A 16064-nucleotide genomic window follows, 5' to 3' on the forward strand; every position below is an offset into this window, starting at 1 on the left:
TGATCCCTAAGTCATGCGTGTCGACCGATTCCTCAGCAACCTGCCGTGCTTCAACCGTAAGCAGGTGCGCCTGTTGCTGGTGGAAAAACGCGTCAGGATCGACGGAAAAGTCGTCAGCGACCCACACAGTGAAGTCCGCGAGTTCAGCCGCGTCGAAGTCGACAGCGACGTGCTGCAAGTCGGCAAACCCCTGCGCCATTTCATGCTGCACAAACCCGCCGGATGCGTCAGCGCCACCCGGGATCCGCAGCACCCGACCGTGCTCGATTTGATCCATGAGCCGGACAAGGACGAGCTGCACATCGCCGGGCGCCTGGACTTCAACACCACCGGCCTGATGCTGATCACCAACGACGGCAGCTGGTCACGGCGCCTGACCCAACCGCAGACCAAACTGCCCAAGGTCTATTACGTCGAAACCGAACAGGACATCGGCCCCGAATACGCGATCAAGTTCAACGAAGGGCTGTACTTCGCCTTCGAAGACCTCACCACGCAACCCGCCGGGCTGGAGCTGCTCGGGCCGAAATGCGCGCGCCTGAGCATCGTCGAAGGCCGCTATCACCAGGTCAAGCGCATGTTCGGCCACTTCAACAACAAGGTGATGCGCCTGCACCGCGAACGCATGGGGCCGCTAGAGCTCGACGACGCGTTGAAACCGGGCGAATACCGCCCACTGAGCGATGAAGAGATCGGATTGATCTAAGCAGGCGACCGCTCAGCAGAAGTTGTCGAACAATTTACCAAAGGCACTTGCGCGATGACGTGACCCCTGCTTGAATCAGGACGTCGGCCGAAATGTGACCGACGAGTCACCCCATACTTCTAAGAAACTTTTTGCCGGTAGGAACCCAAGGGTTCCGGCCTCACCCGGCAGACTGCCCGCCAATAACAATACCCGTCGACCGGACTGCAATGGATCGACATGGGCCTCTCAAATTCCAGGCGTATGCCTACCTGTCACAAAGCTCGTGCAATCTCTATTGCGCGCATACCCGCTTGCCAGGAGTCTTATGACATGAGGCCAGAAATCGCTGTGTTGGATATACAGGGTCAGTATCGGGTTTACACGGAGTTCTATCGCGCAGACGCCGCAGAGAAGACCATTATCCTGGTCAACGGCTCGATGGCCACGACTGCGTCGTTTGCACAAACCGTGAAAAACCTCCATCCGCAGTTCAACGTCGTCTGCTACGACCAGCCCTACGCGGGCCGGTCAAAAGCCCACAACCTGCACGAGAAATTGCTGACCAAGGAAGTCGAAGGGCAGATCCTCCTGGAGCTGATCGACCACTTCGCCGCCGAACACGTGCTGTCGTTTTCCTGGGGTGGCGCCGCGACCCTGGTCGCCTTGGCCCAACGGCCACGACGCATCGAAAAAGCCGTGATCAGCTCGTTCTCCCCGGAGATCAACGCGCACATGCTCGACTACCTCGAGCGCGGCGTCGATTACCTCGGCAGCCGAGATGGCGACCGGGTCGGCAACCTGGTGAACAGCACCATCGGCAAACACCTGCCGACCCTGTTCAAGCGCTTCAACTATCGGCACGTCAGCAGCCTGGCCGATCATGAATACGGACAGATGCACTTCCACATCAGCGACCTGCTGCACAGCGATCGCCAATGCTTTTTCAAAGCGGCGGAAAAAATCAACGTGCCGGTGCTGTTCATGAACGGCGAATGGGACGAATACACCGCCGCCGATGGCGCACGGTTGTTCGCTAACCACGTGCAACACGCCACCTTCACGACCCTTCAGGCCACTGGCCACTTTCTCGACATGGAGCACAAAGCCGCCTGCCGAGACAGCCGCAACGCACTGATGGGGTTCCTGAAACCGGCCCAGCACGATAGCCGACCGCGTTACCACTACGTCCAGGACCACCATGCATTGGCACTCTGAAACAGAGTCATCGCGAGCAAGCCCCGCCCTGCTGAATCAAACGTATTCTGCAGGCACGAGGCTTGCCCGCGATCGACCGCCATGCGCCCCACGCCTTGTCGGTACATCGCGATAAACCCGCCCCACGTAAAGAAAAACTTCAAATCGCCGGCCGTATCTGGTACAAAGTCAGCGCTCTGAGCGGGTGTCGTATAATGGCATTACTCCAGCTTCCCAAGCTGATAACGAGGGTTCGATTCCCTTCACCCGCTCCAATCGAATATTAGTCTCACGTCAGGGTGGTTTTGACGGGGGATGCAGAGACAGAAAAAACCGGTCCAAGTGGCCGGTTTTTTTGTGGGCGGGATTTGGGGGGACTCACTGGTATAGGGGCTCCTTCTCATCCGAACCTTGCGCCACTTTTTTCGTTTAGAAGGCTTACCTGGCGCCCCCCATACGCAAAGCGCTCCTGTGCAGAAGCGGCTACTATAAAAGTCCCGTTAGCGTTTTTTTCGCATGATGGTGATTTGTTAGCGAATTTCGGTGACCGCTAGCCTTTTCACTCCCCGTGAAATTAACGTTTTCGCGTAGAATCAGGTATTAGTTAGCGTTTTTATCGCCCCAGTAAAGGATTTCTTGATGCAGGTCGGTTTAAAGGCACTCGCAAACCAGTACGACATCGTTCTGGCACAACCACTGCGCGTCGAGTCGACGATTGGCAAGACACGTGTCAGTCGCGAAAGCAGCGGGCATACGCAGAATCAGTACCCCCCCAGCTACCGGCCTGCCGACGATTTCTCAGGGCATTTCGAATTCGGCCTCAAGTACGAAGAAATCCATCTCGAATTCTTTGCTCGCTTGTTTGCAAAGACCGGCCCCGAACCTGTCGAAGCCTGGTGCCGGCGAGAGCCTTTTGGCCAATATGCTCGCCGCACGGGATTTCTCTACGAATGGCTGACAGGGCAAAGTCTGGATGTGCCAGACGTAACCAACGGTGGCTATGTCGATGCACTTTCTGCGCAGGACTACCTCACCCGTAGTGAACCACCACGAGTTCGACGTTGGCGAGTCAAAAACAACCTGCCCGGTACACCCGGTTTTTGCCCTTTGGTTCGTCGTACGACGGCAGTCAAAGAGGCTCTGCAATTCGATCTCGGCGCGGCGTTGAAGGAGTTGGATCGAACCTTTGGTGCCGATATCTTGATGCGTACGGCCAGTTGGTTGACGTTCAAGGAGTCACGAGCCAGCTTTCTCATCGAAAAAGAGGCCGACCAGGCTGATCGCATCCAGCGTTTTGCGCATGTCATTGCCCAGCACTGCGGCCATATCGAAGCCCCATTAAGCAATGACAGCCTGCGTTCCCTGCAAGCCGGCATTCTGGGTCGAGATGCCATTGGGCTCGGCTTGCGGCGCTCCCCGGTATTTGTAGGTCAGGCCACAATGCGCGAGGACATCGTGCATTACATTGCCCCGCACTTTGAAGAACTTGCCCCTCTACTGGAAGGCCTCAACGAGTTCGAGATCGCAACGCGGGGTGCCGAGTCCGTGGCACGCGCCGCAGTGCTTGCATTCGGCTTCGTGTACATCCATCCCATGCGTGACGGCAACGGCCGGATTCACCGCTTCCTGATCAACGACACCTTGATCAGGGACAAAGCAGTGCCCGACGGCGTGATCCTGCCCGTGTCAGCCACTATCACCAGTTCGATCGATTTCAGGGCAGGCTACGACCGTACGCTCGAGGTGTTTTCACGTCCATTTATGCGCCGTTACGCGGCGGCCTATGGGTTTGGCGAACTCGTGACCTACGAAGACGGCACTCCCAGCAACTTCATCTTCGATGAATACAAAGACGCAGGCTTTGCCTGGCGCTACCCCGACCTGACCGAACACGTCCTGTACACCGCTCGCGTCGTCGAGCACACAATTCGTACGGAGATGGCGGATGAAGCCCGAGTCTTGGTTATCTTCCAGCGAGCGCAGGAACAACTCAAAGAAGTGCTCGAGATGCCGGATCAGGATGCCAACCGCATCATCCGATCGATCAAGGAGAATGGCTGGGTGGTGTCCGGAAAGCTGAAGAAAGGTTACCCGCAGCTTGAAGATGACCGAATGGCACAACATGTTGTGGACGCGGTGCGCTCAGCGTTTGAGAGTTGAGTGACGGGAGATATGAATACACAAAGTGACCGGTCCGATGTGACCGTTTTTTTGTGCCCGACATTTGTACGGTGCATTCACGGCAAAACCTCGAAATACACAAAACAGGTCATTGCAGGCTTGCCCAAGGCCTATGCCGCAGAGCCCTTCTAGACTCGACTCCTGTCGCTTTGTTCGCCAAGCCGAGGATGGCTTGGTGGTTATAGTGTTGATTACAAAATTTCAGTAGGTATAGTAACCACAAGCACACCACAGGGAGGTGATGTGAATAGCCGATTTTTGATAAGCCAACTCGTTGCGGACGGCTGGTATCTGGTGCGAATCAGAGGCAGCCATCATCACTTCAAGCATCCGACCAAGCCCGGGCTGGTGACGGTCCCTCACCCGAAGAAAGACCTGCTCAAGAAAACGGCCATCAGTATTTTGCAACAGGCGCTGCTCTAAGGAGCCCGACGCGCCAGGTCCGTGGAGGACAATGAACATGCTGTACCCAATCGCTATTTCAATGGGCGACGAACAACACGCTTGGGGCGTGGAAGTCCCCGACATTCCGGGGTGTTTTTCCGCTGGGGAAGACCTGGATGACGCGATGGCCATGGCACGGGAAGCCATTGAAGGCCACTTCGAAATTCTGGCTGAAGAGGGTTCGCCCATTCCCCCTGCCAACAAAGTTACCCTGCACGCAGCCAATCCAAAATACGCCGGGTGTGCATGGGCGCTGGTGGACATCGACGTCACCAAATATCTGGGCAAGGCCCAGAAGCTGAACATCACGTTGCCGGGCTACCTGCTCAACCGGATTGATGAGTACGTACTGCATCACCCGGAAGAGAAAAGCCGTTCGGGTTTTCTGGCATCGGCAGCACTCAAGGTGTTGCAACAGAGCTGAAAACCTTGCTTTTGACATGAATAAACCGGTCCCAAGTGGCCGGTTTTTTTGTGACCGGGATTGGGCCAAGTACTCCAAAAAGTCAGAGTGAAAGCCCGATTTTAAAAGGCATGCAGGCGATCAACGCCAGAAAAAGCAATGTCCTACACGACACTGGGAATTGTCCGTACACTTGCGCATTGCTGTGCCTTTGTCATGAGACCTATAGTCCGACCGCGCCCAAATGGCGTATCGGGTTTGGCGACTCGGTCACAACGGTGCAGAAGGCTCCGAGAATTTCTCGGAGCACTTTTGATCACGCTTGGCTGCTTTTTCGGTAGCTGTGCGTGGGAGACCTTCGGGTCTGCCGGTTTCACCATTGTCCGGTTCGCCAACCCGCGTACAGCTACCACCCTATTGTTTGGCGACGATTGAGTGGTAGGTCCTTCACCTACAATTGGTAAGCACTCATGAATGAATATATGGCTTTAACCAGCAACGCCGACGACTTGCCCTCGCTGTTCGTCAACACCACCCAACCCCTGCACTCCCTGCTCAGCACCGCCAGTTACCGCATCCGAGCGGTGACGCAACTCCTCGAAAACCTCGCAATGCGCGGCGACCTGACCTCTGACACCGTGGTGCTGAGCGACTTCGCATTGCTCTGCTGCGTGCCGTTGCGCGATGGTTGCGATGTACTGGATGTGATCGCTCGACGTATGGATGCAGAGCCGTCCTAAGATTGCACCCGGCGGCATGCTGTTGTGGCGAGGGAGCTTGTCGGATCGCCGCACCGTCCCGTTGGACTGCGCAGCAGTCCCTGTTCGGGGTCGCTTCGCGACCCAACGGGAGCAAGCTCCCTCGCCACAGGGGCCCTTCACTTATCATGTGAACACCTCAACAGAGCAACCCGAACATGACCCAAAACATCTACGACGACCCTCAGTTTTTCCACGGCTACAGCCTGATGGCCCGCTCCATCGGCGGTCTCGATGCCGCGCCGGAATGGCCGGCGCTGAAGGCCATGCTGCCGCCCATGCAGGGCCTGAAGGTGGTGGATCTCGGCTGCGGTTACGGCTGGTTTTGTCGCTGGGCCAGTGAGCAAGGCGCCGACAGCGTGCTCGGTCTGGATGTTTTGCAAAAGATGCTGGAGCAGGCGCGCAAAACCACCGCCGCATCAAACATCCGTTATGAGCGCACCGACCTGGAAGCCCTCGATCTGCCGGCCGGCGGTTTCGATCTGGCCTACAGCTCCCTGGCGCTGCACTACATCAAGGACTTGCCGGGGTTGTTCGCCCATGTCCACGCGGCGCTCAAGCCCGGTTCGCCGTTCGTGTTTTCCATCGAGCACCCGATCTTCATGGCACCGCGCAACCCTGGCTGGATCATCGATACCGAGGGCCGCAAGGGTTGGCCGGTGGACGGTTATCAGCGTGAAGGCGAGCGCGTGACCCACTGGCTGGCCGACGGTGTGATCAAGCAGCATCGCACCATTGGTACCTTGCTCAACCTGCTGGTTGCAGCGGGTTTCAGCATCCGCCATGTCAACGAATGGGGGCCGAGCGATGCCGAGGTGACGGCGCAACCGGCGCTGGCCGAAGAGCGCGAGCGGCCGATGATGATGTTGGTCGGCGTCCAGCGCTGAGCCACGCGCGTATCTTTTGCGTATAGAACCGAGCACGGGAATAAAGAAACCGTAGCGCGGCGTTGAGCCCGGAAATAGATCCCTTATTCTCCCGGCTCACCCATCGCCCCGAGATCGACATGCACAATTCAGAGTTGGGAATCATGATCATTTCATTGATCGGGTTGTTCGGCTTTGCCTCGTTTGCGTTTGAATACCTGAGCGCCAGACGCTCGAAAAAAAAAACAAACTGCCGTAATTGCTCCAAGCGGTAAAAGAGACAGGTGACGCTCATCAACTGTCCCTTTTCGCATCAGCGGGTCGCGACGATAAACAGTCGCGGGAACGGCAACAGCACCGAACCGTCGGCCAAGGCTGGATACGCCTGCTCGATTGCCGCCTGATACTGCTTCAGATACTGCGCCCGCTCCGCCTCGTCCAGCGGCTCGAGAAACGGCCGCAAGCCAGTGCCCTTGAACCACTCCACCACGCCAGACGCGCCGCCTGCGAGCGGATGATGGTAGGTGGTGCGCCACACATCGACGCGCGAGCAACAGGCCTTGAGGATCGAGTAATAACCACTGGCATCGGTTATCTCGGTCCGCTGCCCGGCAGCGCCTGCCAGCTTGCCGACCCATGGACCATCAGCGGCGACTTCACGCATTAAACGATGCGAGTGCTCATTGATGTTGTCAGGCATCTGGACGGCCAGGCTGCCTCCGGGCGCCAGCTTGCTCACCAGCGACGGCAACAAGCTTGCGTGATCCGGAACCCACTGCAATACAGCGTTGGCGAAAATCACATCGAAGGGGCCTGCGTCGTTCCAGGTGTCGATGTCAGCGATGTCGAACTGCACCTGCGGCAAGCGCTTGCGTGCGGCCTCGATCATGTCGGTCGAACTGTCCAGGCCTCGGACCGTGGCGCTGGCAAAACGCTCGACCAGCAACTCGGTGGAGTTACCGGGGCCGCAACCGATATCGATGGCCGAACGCACATCCCCGGCGGGGACGGCCGCCAGCAGGTCACGGGCGGGACGGGTGCGTTCATCTTCAAAAGCGACGTACTGTTTGGCGGACCAACTCATTGCGTTCTCCTGTCGGTGCGTTGTCCTGGCCGAGGCCAGCAACCGGATCGCTACGATACCTCGACTGACAAGCTCTGCTCCATTCCACTTTTGGTGGGAATCTTCGCTAAGCGTTTCAAAAAAAAACCGGCGTGATTAGCCGGTTTTTTTTACTTGATACGGGCCTTAATCGTAATACCCGACAGTTTTCTTCAAATGATCCGAGTACTCGTAAATGTCATCGACGGAATTGATTGCATGCCGGGTTTCATTCTTCTCCTCGTCAAATATGCCGATGTATTTCTGCGATCGGTTGAAGTGCAGTCGGCAGATTGGTTTACGGTTGTTGTCGTCGAGCAGGATGCCAAAGTAACTTTGTGTGTCGCGCTGAACAATCCGCTTGGCATCAACAACCGACCGAACCACGGCCCGGACGATGTGATAGCCCTCCAGTTCTTCCAATGTCGTCAGAACCTTGTCCTCTGATTCATCTCGAACATCCGTCTGTTCAGTGTCACCAGTAGCGACTGGTAAAGAGGCCAGAGCAGGCTGGATGGCACCACTCATAGCCGACTTTAGCCTGTCATTGATTTGGTCATTGAGAAACTGCACCACAGCCTTTCTCGTCAGCTCATGGAACTGCTCGCGGACCTTTTGAGTAATCACCCCGTCATAAACCCGCGAAGCAAACACTTTCACAAAATCGTCGTCAGGCTTGCTGACCTGGGATGCAATCACCTTTTTGATTTGGCTGACGTACTTCAACTCACCTGCTGCGCTGATGATTGACTCCACATCGAATGCAGATTTGGTGAGTTTCACCAGTTCTGGGACGGAGTACTCGTCGATATCCAGCAGGTCGAGCTCGAGAAACGGCTTCTCGTCCATTTTGTTGGGGGCGTCCAGGTCAGTGAAAAATTTATAGACCTGACCATTGGTGAGAATGGAGATTCGAGCGCTGGTGACATGGAAGTAGCGGAACAGCTGGGAGGCGTGATTGATGTGCAGCGGCTCACCAATTTTTTTGCACTCAATGAGGATCTGAACCTCGCCAGCCTTCATGATTGCGTAGTCAATTTTCTCGCCTTTTTTCGTTCCAATATCGCAAACGAATTCAGGTGTCACTTCCGTCGGATCGAAGACGTCGTAGCCCAGTACCGTGCTGATAAAGGGCATGACAAAAGCATTCTTGGTCGCTTCCTCCGTTTGAATGGCAGAGCTCTGCAAACGAACTTTGGCAGCGAGACTTGCTAACTTTTCGAAGAATTCCATGAGTAGCCTCTTTTTCGGTTTCGATCCGTATGAACACATGCTGGCAAATTGACTGCCATTGATACTAGACACAAACCGACACAAAGGAAGATTCCCCACCGAGAAATCAGATCTTGCCCACTCCCCTGCTTCAATGGGTTGCAACTCCAGCCGAATTTTCATCCCACCGCCGCTGTCACAAATTCAGGCGTCCTCCCTATAAGGAACACGGTCATGAAGTTCGCAAAAATCGCGCAGAAACTCGCACTCTGGGCCGGTAGCCCCAAGACGTTCCTGGGGGCGATCACTCTGATTTTTCTGTGGGGGCTGAGCGGGCCGATTTTTCATTTCAACGATACGTGGCAGCTGATCATCAATACCTCGACCACCATCATCACGTTCCTGATGGTGTTCCTGATCCAGAACACACAGAACCGTGACACGGACATTTTGCATTTGAAGGTCGATGAGTTGCTTCGGGTGACGAAAGAGGCGCAGAACGCGATGCTCGGGCTTGAAGCGCTGGACCTCAAGGAGCTGGAGAAGCTGAGAAAGCACTACCGCAGCCTTGGCGAAGGCCTGACCATTGACCTGGACGGCACCGTCGTCCAGGAAAAAGGTCAGCAAAACCTGAAGAATTGCTGATGATCAGCTTCTGGCTTGCAGGGCCTTGGCCATTTGCAGATGATTTTGTAGTTTGGGCAGGGTTTCTTCGGCGAACGCCTTGATTTGCGGCACGTCGGTGGTCTGCGCTTCCTGCTGCAACCGTTCGATGGCTTGCTGTGTGGTCTTCACCTGACTGGCCGTATAGGCCTCATCGAAGGTCGCCCCATCCATGACTTGTGGCATCAGGGCTTTGGCCTTTTCGACAATTTCTTCGCGCGGCGCTACCGGCAAATCCAGTTGTCTGGCGATTTTCGCCAGGTGCTGGTTTGCCGTGGTGCGGTCGTTGATGACGACGATCGTGTAGTCCTTGACCTCTTTGGACTCGGACTTCTGGTGTGCCAGGCGACTGGCCTCGATATCGGCCATGCCTTGGGCCGACGCATCGTCGATGAATTCGGCAGGGGACTGGGCGAAGACGTTGCTGGCAAACAGGCCCAGTAACGTGGCAAAACTGGCATTACATAATCGGGTGGCCATCCGTTTCATGGTCGCGCCCTCCTTTTTCAAATTCAAACGGGAGCTTGCGCCCCCGCTTCTCAATCAAAACCACCTGCATCCATTACTTGGATTTCTGTCCGGGTTTGCGGCCCATATCGGGTTTCGCAGGTTCTTTATCGACAGTCGTGGTGGTGGTTTTCCCACCCTTGCGACCGGCTTCAGAAGCCTTCGTTCGATCGTTGGCGAAGTTTCCCGAGTTCGAGTTTCTTGAATTAGGCATGATTCTCTTCCTCTTGGTGGTAGTCGCGGCGAGCTGGCGCCCGCATAGAATCTGAATTTGCGCGTGCCAAAAGGTTTAGAAAAATGCATGGACAGCACGACGAACGGTGTACGGACTATCAGACCATTCGCAGGTGATGCTCACGTTTGGCGCAGTACATCGCCTCGTCGGCATGCCGGAATAACTGCTTCTCTTCGGTGCCGTGATCGGGGTATCGGGCGACGCCGATGCTGGGATGGATGCTCAGGTTGTGCCCATCCAGACGCAGGGGCCGAGCCAGGACCTGACGGATTTTTCCGACCACGATGTCGGTATCGCCTGCGGCATGAATGCTGTGCAGCAACACCACGAATTCATCGCCGCCAATGCGGGCCACGGTGTCGGTTTCCCGCACGCAGCCCTTGAGCCGGTTGGCCACCGATTGCAGCAGCATGTCGCCGACCGCATGGCCATGGGTGTCATTGACTTGCTTGAAACGGTCGAGGTCGACGTACAGCAGGGCCATGCGCCCGCCGTCCATACGGGCCAATTGCAGTGACGCCTTGAGGCGGTCGCGCAACAGCTCACGGTTGGGTAACTGGGTCAGTTGGTCGTACTGGGCCATGTGTTGCAGGCGGGCGTGCAACTGCTTGCGCTCGATGGCCGTCGCGACCTGGGCGCAGACGTACTGCAGCAACTCCTTGTGTTGCTCGGTGTAGCGCTCGCCACCCGGAACGCTTTTGACGATCAACGCGCCGATGGTGCCGTTCTGCGAGTTCAGCGGCACACCCAGCCAGCACGGTGCGTTCTGCCCGGCCATCAGCGCTTCGAAGCCGACAGGCGGCGTGCACAGTTCCGGGGTCAACAGGATCGGCTGCCCCGTGTGGATCACTTCGGTGCACACCCGCCCGGTCATGGTTCCGGGCAGTTCGGGTTGTGGCTCCTGGTCATCGACATGATAAGGGAAATTCAACTGCGCACAGTGCTCGTCGTACAGCGCCACGGAAAAATTCAGCGCCGGCAGCCACTCGCCGATGATCATGTGGATGCGCCTGAACAACGCCAGCAGATCCTCCGCCGCGTGGGCCGCTTCGGATATCGCATACAACGCGGCCTGACGGGATTCGGCCTGCTTGCGTTCGGTGATGTCGCGCGCCACGGCAATGCGCAACTGGTCGACCTCGGACCAACGTGCCGACCAGAGGATGTGCACCACCTGGCCATCCTTGCGCAGGTAGCGGTTTTCGAAGTTGAGCTTGGGCTCGCCGCCCATGATTTCCCGGGCGGCTTCGAGTGTGCGCAAGCGATCTGCGGGGTGCACCATGTCGATCATCAATTGACCGATCATTTCATCGGCGCTGTAGCCGAAAATGCGTTCGCACGCCGCACTGACAAAGACGAAGCGGCCCTGCTTGTCCACCGCACAAACGGCGTCCAGCAACAGATCGATATAGCTCGCCAATGGCGCGGAGTTTCGGTTTTCCATGGTTCAGCGTGGGTGTCCCGATAATGCAGCGCTCATCAATCATCCCTGCCCGGTCGGCCTTGCTTCCTTGTCATCACCTTCAAGCCTTGTTCGGCATCAGCCCCGGCAACGCATGGACCAGCGCGTTGATGGCAAAGCCGATGAACATTACCCCGCACAACCGGGTGATCGCCAGTTCATGACGTTGATACAAGGTGCGCACCCGCTGTGCCCCAACGATGCCGATGAGGATAGCGTAGGCAAGCAATCCACCGACAAAGCTCAGGCCGATCAGTGCCGGCAGCATTGACCAGTGGAGCAGTTCTGCGCGGCTCGACAGCAGCGCCGTGAATGTCGCCACCGCCACCGGATAAGCCTTGGGATTGGTCAGCCCGAACAGAATGCCATGCCAGAACGGCTGCCGCGCCGGCCCCTGTGGCGTATCGCCATTGCTGCGCCGGGCGCGCACCGCACGCCAACCGAGCCAGAACAGGTACAGGCCGCTGAGCACTCCCAGCACGTCGAACGCGGTACTGCCGATCTCCCGCGCACCGACAATCGCGATCAACGCGGTGCTGCACCACACCACATCGCCGAGCAAATGCCCGCACAGAAACCCTGCCCCGGCCCGTCGCCCATGGGCCGCGCCAATGCCGAACACCGCCAGCACGCCCGGTCCCGGGGTGATGCCATAGATGAATCCCGAGGCAAGCAGGGCCATTAGTAGCGATGGGGTCATGGGAAGTCCTTGTGTACTGCTGGGTGAATGGTGGCCAGTCTATATCAGGTCCCGCAACATCGACTTACAGATCGTCGAAGAACTTCATCCCCGCATACGGTCGCTGCCGGCAAGCCATCAGGCGCGATGCCAGATCACCCACGTGGGCTTCCAGCTTGTGGCCATCCGGGTCGAGGAAGTAGAACGATGCGCCCTCGCTGCGATTGTCGCGCCACTCCCGCACCCCGTTGGATCGCAGGCGCTCGACGAAACGCGGAAAATCCGCTGCATCGAGGCTGAAAGCGTAATGGGTGTAGTCGGCGGCGGGCTCGGGATGGCGTAGCGGGTCGAGGGAGAGGCACAACCACAACCCCGGCAGCGACAGGTAGGCGCCGGTATCCCAGGTGGCGTCGAGGTGCAGTTGCAGGAGGTTCCGGTAGAACGCCACGCTGCGGTTCAGGTCGGTGACGGCGAAGGTCAGGTGGTTGAGGCCTGTGAGCATGGGGTTAAAGACCTTTGAGGTTTTCAGGTGCGACGCAGGTTTCACCTAGGGGGCTGGCAACGAAAAACGTCTGAATCTGCCCACCGCAAATGAAAGGACTCAACACTACCGCATACCATTTTGTTACGACAAACGAACGAGGCTACCTCCCGTCCTTTCGTGATTTCAGCGAGCATCACCGCCGAAGATAAAACTCATCGCCCCCTGTACCAATCTGCTCATTCAGCCAGTTCAACGCCTGATCCCCGCCCCGCCGCTTGTGCCAGACCAGTACAAAGGTAAACGACGGGATGTGAAAGGGCGGCGGGACGACAATCAGTGACTGTTCATCAATATCGCGTAGACCACGCGAGGCCACCGTCAGAATAAGATCAGTACCGCTGATGCATTCCGGGGCCACGCTCCAGTGCGGCAGGCTGACAGCCACACGACGACGTTCACGCATTGCCGTCAACGCACGCTCGATTTCCGGGGTGCCGCTGCCGCGCATTTCCAGCAGCACATGGGGTCTAGCCAGGTAGGTGGGCAGGTCGAGCACACCGTCGGCGGGCAAGCTTCTGCGATCCACCAGGCAGGCGTAGTGCTCTTCGAACAGCGGCGTGCTGCGCAATTCGTTGGGCATTTCCGGGAACACACCCATGGCGACGTCAATATCACCGTTGAGCACGCCGTCGAGCATGCTTTCGCGGCTGCCATGGCTGATTTGCAGGTCGATGCCCGGCGCATCGCGGCGCAAGGTCCGAATCAGGCCCGGCAGGACATTGGCGGCGCCATAGTCGGACATCGCCAGGCGGAAGGTGCGCCTGGCTGTAGCCGGATCAAACGCGTTCGGCGCCAGCAGCGCTTGCACCTGCGCCAGGGCTTCGGCCAGCGGTGCCACCAGTTCCAGCGCTCGCGGGGTCGGAACAAGGCCGGCTCCGGCGCGCACCAGCAGCGGATCGCCGAGCAGGTCGCGCAATCGCGCCAGCGCATGACTGACCGCAGGCTGGCTCAAGTGCAAACGCTCGGCCGTCCGGGTCACGTGTTGCTCCGTGAGCAAGGCGTCGAGGATCACCAGCAGGTTGAGGTCGATACGTCGAAGATCATTCATCTGCTGCATGTTCTGGATAACAAAACGGAATTTAAATCTGCGCGACGAATACCCTAGAGTCCAGCAAAACCTGTGGAGAACGATCATGAGTACGTTGCATTGGGCCGGTCTGGTGGTGCTGGCGATGATTGCCGGGGCGGTGGTGCCGTTTCAGAGCGCGATCAACGTCAACCTCGGGCGCGGGTTGGGCCATCCGTTGTGGGCGACGCTCGCCTCGTTGCTGGTGAGCGTTATCGTGCTGTTGCCGATCATCGTTGCGATGCGCTTGCCGTTGCCATCACTGGCCTTTATCGGCAAGGCGCCGCTGTGGATGTGGGCGGGTGGCGCTTTTGGGGTGTGTTTCATTTCCCTGGCATTGGTGCTGCTGCCCAGGCTCGGTGCCGCGGGGTTCATGGCATTGGCGCTGGCGGGGCAAGTGGTGGCGTCGTTGTTGCTGGATCACTTCGGCTGGTTTGGCCTCGTGGAGCGGCAGGTCACCTTGCCCAAGGTGCTTGGGGTGGTGCTGTTGATGGGCGGGGTGGTGTTGATTCAATTCAGTGATGCGGCGGAAAAAGCGATGACAGCGGCTTCTTGAAGATCAAAAGATCGCAGCCTCCGGCAGCTCCTACGGGGATGCGTGGTCCGGGCAGGTGCTGCCGAAGGCTGCGATCTTTTAAAACTTGTCGAGTGTGCGCAACTTCTGCGGCAACCCCCACAGCAACAGCGCCACCGCGATCAGTGCACAGACACCAATGACATACAGCGCCGGCGTGGTGCTGCCGGTCAGGTCCTTGATCCGGCCGACCATCACCGGGCTGACGATGCCGCCGAACTGGCCCAGGGTGTTGATCACCGCAATCCCGCCCGCCGCGCCCGCGCCGGCACCGGCCAGCAGTTTCGGCGGCAGGGTCCAGAAGCTCGGGATAGAGGCGATGATCCCGGCACCGAGCAGGCCCAGCGCGACAATCAGGAAGGTCGTGTGGCTGGCGAAGATCCCCGCACAGAAGAACCCGACCGCACCGACGGCCACCAGCCCGGCGACAAACTTGCGTCGCTCACCGGAAGCATCGGACAGGCGTCCGATCACCACCATGCTGATGGCGCCGCAGATGTACGGGATGGCAGTCAGCAGGCCGATCATCACCGGACTTTCGGTGCCGGCACTGCGGATCAGTTGCGGTGCCCAGAAATTCAGGCCGTAGGACGCCACCTGGATCAGAAAGTAGATCAGCCCCAATGTCAGGAAACCCGGAATCCGCAGCGCGGCGAGCAGCGAGCCACCGCTCTTGTGCGGTTCATGCTGGGCGATGCGGCTGGCCAGCAAGGTCTTCTCCGAAGGCGTCAGCCAATGGGCGTCTTCGATGCGGTCCTTGAGCAGGGTCAGCACCAGCAATCCGAGGCCGATGCACGGCACGCCGCCGAGCAGGAACAGCCAGTGCCAGCCGCGCATTTGCAGCACACCGTCGAGGTGTTGCAGCACCAGGCCCGAGAACGGCGCGCCAACAAGACCAGCGAACGCCGACGACAGGAACAGCATCGAGGTGATGCGTCCGCGATAGTGCTGCGGGAACCACAGGGTCAGGTAATACAGCACGCCTGGGGCAAAACCCGCCTCCATCGCGCCGATCACGAAGCGCAGCACGTAGAACTGCCATTCGCTATTGACGAATACCATGGCCGCCGTGGCCAGGCCCCAGGACATCATGATCCGGGCGATCCAGCGCCGGGCGCCGACCTTGTACAGCATCATGTTGCTCGGCACTTCGAAAATCACGTATCCGACCACGAACAACCCGGCGCCGAGGCCGTATGCGGTGTCGCTCAGGCTCAGGTCGGTCTGCAGCTGAAACTTGGCGAAGCTGATGTTGATGCGGTCGAAAAAGGCGAACAGGTAGCAGACCATGATCAGCGGCATCAGGCGCCAGGCGACTTTGCTGACCAGGGCTTTTTCGGTGTCGTGGCTAACGGACGGGCTCGCGCTCGCCTCCAGTGCATTCAGGCTCATTGCGGTTCTCCAGGCGGACTTCCCGTGGGTGTCCGATTGTTTTTGTTGTCTGGTTGAGTAGCTCAGCGAAAGTGCTTTTACTGTGGGAGCGAGC

General features: G+C 58.1%; 18 protein-coding genes and 1 tRNA gene. 10 read left to right on the forward strand and 9 right to left on the reverse strand.

Annotated elements, in window-relative coordinates; translation table 11 throughout:
* The first annotated feature begins 13 nt into the window (after positions 1-13).
* The 8 genes from AC3WJW_RS02285 (at position 14) to AC3WJW_RS02320 (ending at position 6555) form a co-directional block, all read left to right on the forward strand.
* Complete coding sequence (locus AC3WJW_RS02285) at positions 14-706, forward strand: pseudouridine synthase (RefSeq protein ID WP_493724975.1); 693 nt, start codon at positions 14-16, stop codon at positions 704-706.
* Positions 707-1018: 312 nt separating this feature from the next.
* Positions 1019-1903 (forward strand): alpha/beta fold hydrolase, encoded by an 885-nt coding sequence (locus AC3WJW_RS02290; protein ID WP_007979844.1) that lies wholly within the window; start codon positions 1019-1021, stop codon positions 1901-1903.
* 180 nt (positions 1904-2083) lie between these two features.
* Positions 2084-2157: transfer RNA gene (locus AC3WJW_RS02295), tRNA-Gly, on the forward strand.
* 364 nt (positions 2158-2521) lie between these two features.
* Positions 2522-4042: a Fic family protein gene (locus AC3WJW_RS02300; RefSeq protein ID WP_493724976.1), complete on the forward strand. Its 1521-nt coding sequence runs from the start codon at positions 2522-2524 to the stop codon at positions 4040-4042.
* A 264-nt stretch (positions 4043-4306) separates the two neighbouring features.
* Positions 4307-4486, forward strand: coding sequence for a type II toxin-antitoxin system HicA family toxin (locus AC3WJW_RS02305; RefSeq protein WP_077184214.1), 180 nt, complete (start codon positions 4307-4309; stop codon positions 4484-4486).
* A gap of 37 nt (positions 4487-4523) precedes the next feature.
* Positions 4524-4931, forward strand: a complete 408-nt coding sequence (locus AC3WJW_RS02310) for a type II toxin-antitoxin system HicB family antitoxin (RefSeq protein ID WP_493724977.1) — start codon at positions 4524-4526, stop codon at positions 4929-4931.
* Positions 4932-5380: 449 nt separating this feature from the next.
* The gene (locus tag AC3WJW_RS02315; protein ID WP_095966257.1) at positions 5381-5650 is read left to right on the forward strand and encodes a short-chain dehydrogenase; all 270 of its coding nucleotides are present in this window, start codon (positions 5381-5383) and stop codon (positions 5648-5650) included.
* Between the two features lie 176 nt (positions 5651-5826).
* Entirely contained in the window at positions 5827-6555 is a 729-nt protein-coding gene (locus AC3WJW_RS02320) for a class I SAM-dependent methyltransferase (protein ID WP_493724978.1), read from the forward strand.
* 292 nt (positions 6556-6847) lie between these two features.
* On the opposite strand, the gene tam is transcribed toward AC3WJW_RS02320, so the two are convergent.
* Together tam and AC3WJW_RS02330 are read right to left on the reverse strand one after the other, a co-directional pair.
* On the reverse strand, positions 6848-7618 hold the full coding sequence (tam, locus tag AC3WJW_RS02325; RefSeq protein ID WP_493724979.1) for a trans-aconitate 2-methyltransferase: 771 nt from the start codon (positions 7616-7618) through the stop codon (positions 6848-6850).
* 165 nt (positions 7619-7783) lie between these two features.
* On the reverse strand, positions 7784-8869 hold the full coding sequence (locus AC3WJW_RS02330; protein WP_454238045.1) for a type I restriction endonuclease: 1086 nt from the start codon (positions 8867-8869) through the stop codon (positions 7784-7786).
* A 213-nt stretch (positions 8870-9082) separates the two neighbouring features.
* Between AC3WJW_RS02330 and AC3WJW_RS02335 the strand changes: the two genes are divergently transcribed.
* The gene (locus tag AC3WJW_RS02335) at positions 9083-9493 is read left to right on the forward strand and encodes a low affinity iron permease family protein (protein ID WP_007976791.1); all 411 of its coding nucleotides are present in this window, start codon (positions 9083-9085) and stop codon (positions 9491-9493) included.
* 3 nt (positions 9494-9496) lie between these two features.
* Here AC3WJW_RS02335 and AC3WJW_RS02340 read toward each other — a convergent pair whose 3' ends face one another.
* The 6 genes from AC3WJW_RS02340 to AC3WJW_RS02365 all read right to left on the reverse strand — a co-directional run bounded on the left by AC3WJW_RS02340 (position 9497) and on the right by AC3WJW_RS02365 (position 13995).
* Positions 9497-10000, reverse strand: coding sequence for a DUF4142 domain-containing protein (locus tag AC3WJW_RS02340; protein WP_493724980.1), 504 nt, complete (start codon positions 9998-10000; stop codon positions 9497-9499).
* A 73-nt stretch (positions 10001-10073) separates the two neighbouring features.
* The gene (locus tag AC3WJW_RS02345; RefSeq protein WP_007976786.1) at positions 10074-10232 is read right to left on the reverse strand and encodes a KGG domain-containing protein; all 159 of its coding nucleotides are present in this window, start codon (positions 10230-10232) and stop codon (positions 10074-10076) included.
* A 118-nt stretch (positions 10233-10350) separates the two neighbouring features.
* Positions 10351-11697, reverse strand: coding sequence for a sensor domain-containing protein (locus tag AC3WJW_RS02350; protein WP_493724981.1), 1347 nt, complete (start codon positions 11695-11697; stop codon positions 10351-10353).
* Between the two features lie 79 nt (positions 11698-11776).
* Positions 11777-12415, reverse strand: coding sequence for a LysE family translocator (locus tag AC3WJW_RS02355; protein WP_493724982.1), 639 nt, complete (start codon positions 12413-12415; stop codon positions 11777-11779).
* 64 nt (positions 12416-12479) lie between these two features.
* Positions 12480-12896: a fosfomycin resistance glutathione transferase gene (gene fos / locus AC3WJW_RS02360; RefSeq protein ID WP_493724983.1), complete on the reverse strand. Its 417-nt coding sequence runs from the start codon at positions 12894-12896 to the stop codon at positions 12480-12482.
* A 175-nt stretch (positions 12897-13071) separates the two neighbouring features.
* Positions 13072-13995 (reverse strand): LysR family transcriptional regulator, encoded by a 924-nt coding sequence (locus tag AC3WJW_RS02365; RefSeq protein WP_493724984.1) that lies wholly within the window; start codon positions 13993-13995, stop codon positions 13072-13074.
* Between the two features lie 76 nt (positions 13996-14071).
* On the opposite strand from AC3WJW_RS02365, the gene AC3WJW_RS02370 reads away from it, so the two are divergent.
* A complete protein-coding gene (locus AC3WJW_RS02370) occupies positions 14072-14560 on the forward strand; it encodes a DMT family transporter (RefSeq protein WP_493724985.1) in 489 nt (162 codons plus the stop codon).
* A gap of 78 nt (positions 14561-14638) precedes the next feature.
* On the opposite strand, the gene AC3WJW_RS02375 is transcribed toward AC3WJW_RS02370, so the two are convergent.
* Positions 14639-15970 carry an MFS transporter gene (locus tag AC3WJW_RS02375; protein WP_493724986.1) on the reverse strand — a complete coding sequence of 444 codons (1332 nt, stop codon included), beginning with the start codon at positions 15968-15970 and terminating at the stop codon, positions 14639-14641.
* Positions 15971-16064: the final 94 nt, after the last annotated feature.

Source organism: Pseudomonas sp. GW821-FHT07G06 (assembly GCF_058986625.1).

What these genes read in the sequence shown, in the direction of transcription:
- AC3WJW_RS02285 (WP_493724975.1), top strand. Translation starts at nt 14, where the DNA reads ATGCGTGTCGACCGATTCCTCAGCAACCTGCCGTGCTTCAACCGTAAG.
- AC3WJW_RS02290 (WP_007979844.1), top strand. Translation starts at nt 1,019, where the DNA reads ATGAGGCCAGAAATCGCTGTGTTGGATATACAGGGTCAGTATCGGGTT.
- AC3WJW_RS02300 (WP_493724976.1), top strand. Translation starts at nt 2,522, where the DNA reads ATGCAGGTCGGTTTAAAGGCACTCGCAAACCAGTACGACATCGTTCTG.
- AC3WJW_RS02310 (WP_493724977.1), top strand. Translation starts at nt 4,524, where the DNA reads ATGCTGTACCCAATCGCTATTTCAATGGGCGACGAACAACACGCTTGG.
- AC3WJW_RS02315 (WP_095966257.1), top strand. Translation starts at nt 5,381, where the DNA reads ATGAATGAATATATGGCTTTAACCAGCAACGCCGACGACTTGCCCTCG.
- AC3WJW_RS02320 (WP_493724978.1), top strand. Translation starts at nt 5,827, where the DNA reads ATGACCCAAAACATCTACGACGACCCTCAGTTTTTCCACGGCTACAGC.
- tam (WP_493724979.1), bottom strand. Translation starts at nt 7,618, where the DNA reads ATGAGTTGGTCCGCCAAACAGTACGTCGCTTTTGAAGATGAACGCACC.
- AC3WJW_RS02330 (WP_454238045.1), bottom strand. Translation starts at nt 8,869, where the DNA reads ATGGAATTCTTCGAAAAGTTAGCAAGTCTCGCTGCCAAAGTTCGTTTG.
- AC3WJW_RS02335 (WP_007976791.1), top strand. Translation starts at nt 9,083, where the DNA reads ATGAAGTTCGCAAAAATCGCGCAGAAACTCGCACTCTGGGCCGGTAGC.
- AC3WJW_RS02340 (WP_493724980.1), bottom strand. Translation starts at nt 10,000, where the DNA reads ATGAAACGGATGGCCACCCGATTATGTAATGCCAGTTTTGCCACGTTA.
- AC3WJW_RS02345 (WP_007976786.1), bottom strand. Translation starts at nt 10,232, where the DNA reads ATGCCTAATTCAAGAAACTCGAACTCGGGAAACTTCGCCAACGATCGA.
- AC3WJW_RS02350 (WP_493724981.1), bottom strand. Translation starts at nt 11,697, where the DNA reads ATGGAAAACCGAAACTCCGCGCCATTGGCGAGCTATATCGATCTGTTG.
- AC3WJW_RS02355 (WP_493724982.1), bottom strand. Translation starts at nt 12,415, where the DNA reads ATGACCCCATCGCTACTAATGGCCCTGCTTGCCTCGGGATTCATCTAT.
- fos (WP_493724983.1), bottom strand. Translation starts at nt 12,896, where the DNA reads ATGCTCACAGGCCTCAACCACCTGACCTTCGCCGTCACCGACCTGAAC.
- AC3WJW_RS02365 (WP_493724984.1), bottom strand. Translation starts at nt 13,995, where the DNA reads ATGCAGCAGATGAATGATCTTCGACGTATCGACCTCAACCTGCTGGTG.
- AC3WJW_RS02370 (WP_493724985.1), top strand. Translation starts at nt 14,072, where the DNA reads ATGAGTACGTTGCATTGGGCCGGTCTGGTGGTGCTGGCGATGATTGCC.
- AC3WJW_RS02375 (WP_493724986.1), bottom strand. Translation starts at nt 15,970, where the DNA reads ATGAGCCTGAATGCACTGGAGGCGAGCGCGAGCCCGTCCGTTAGCCAC.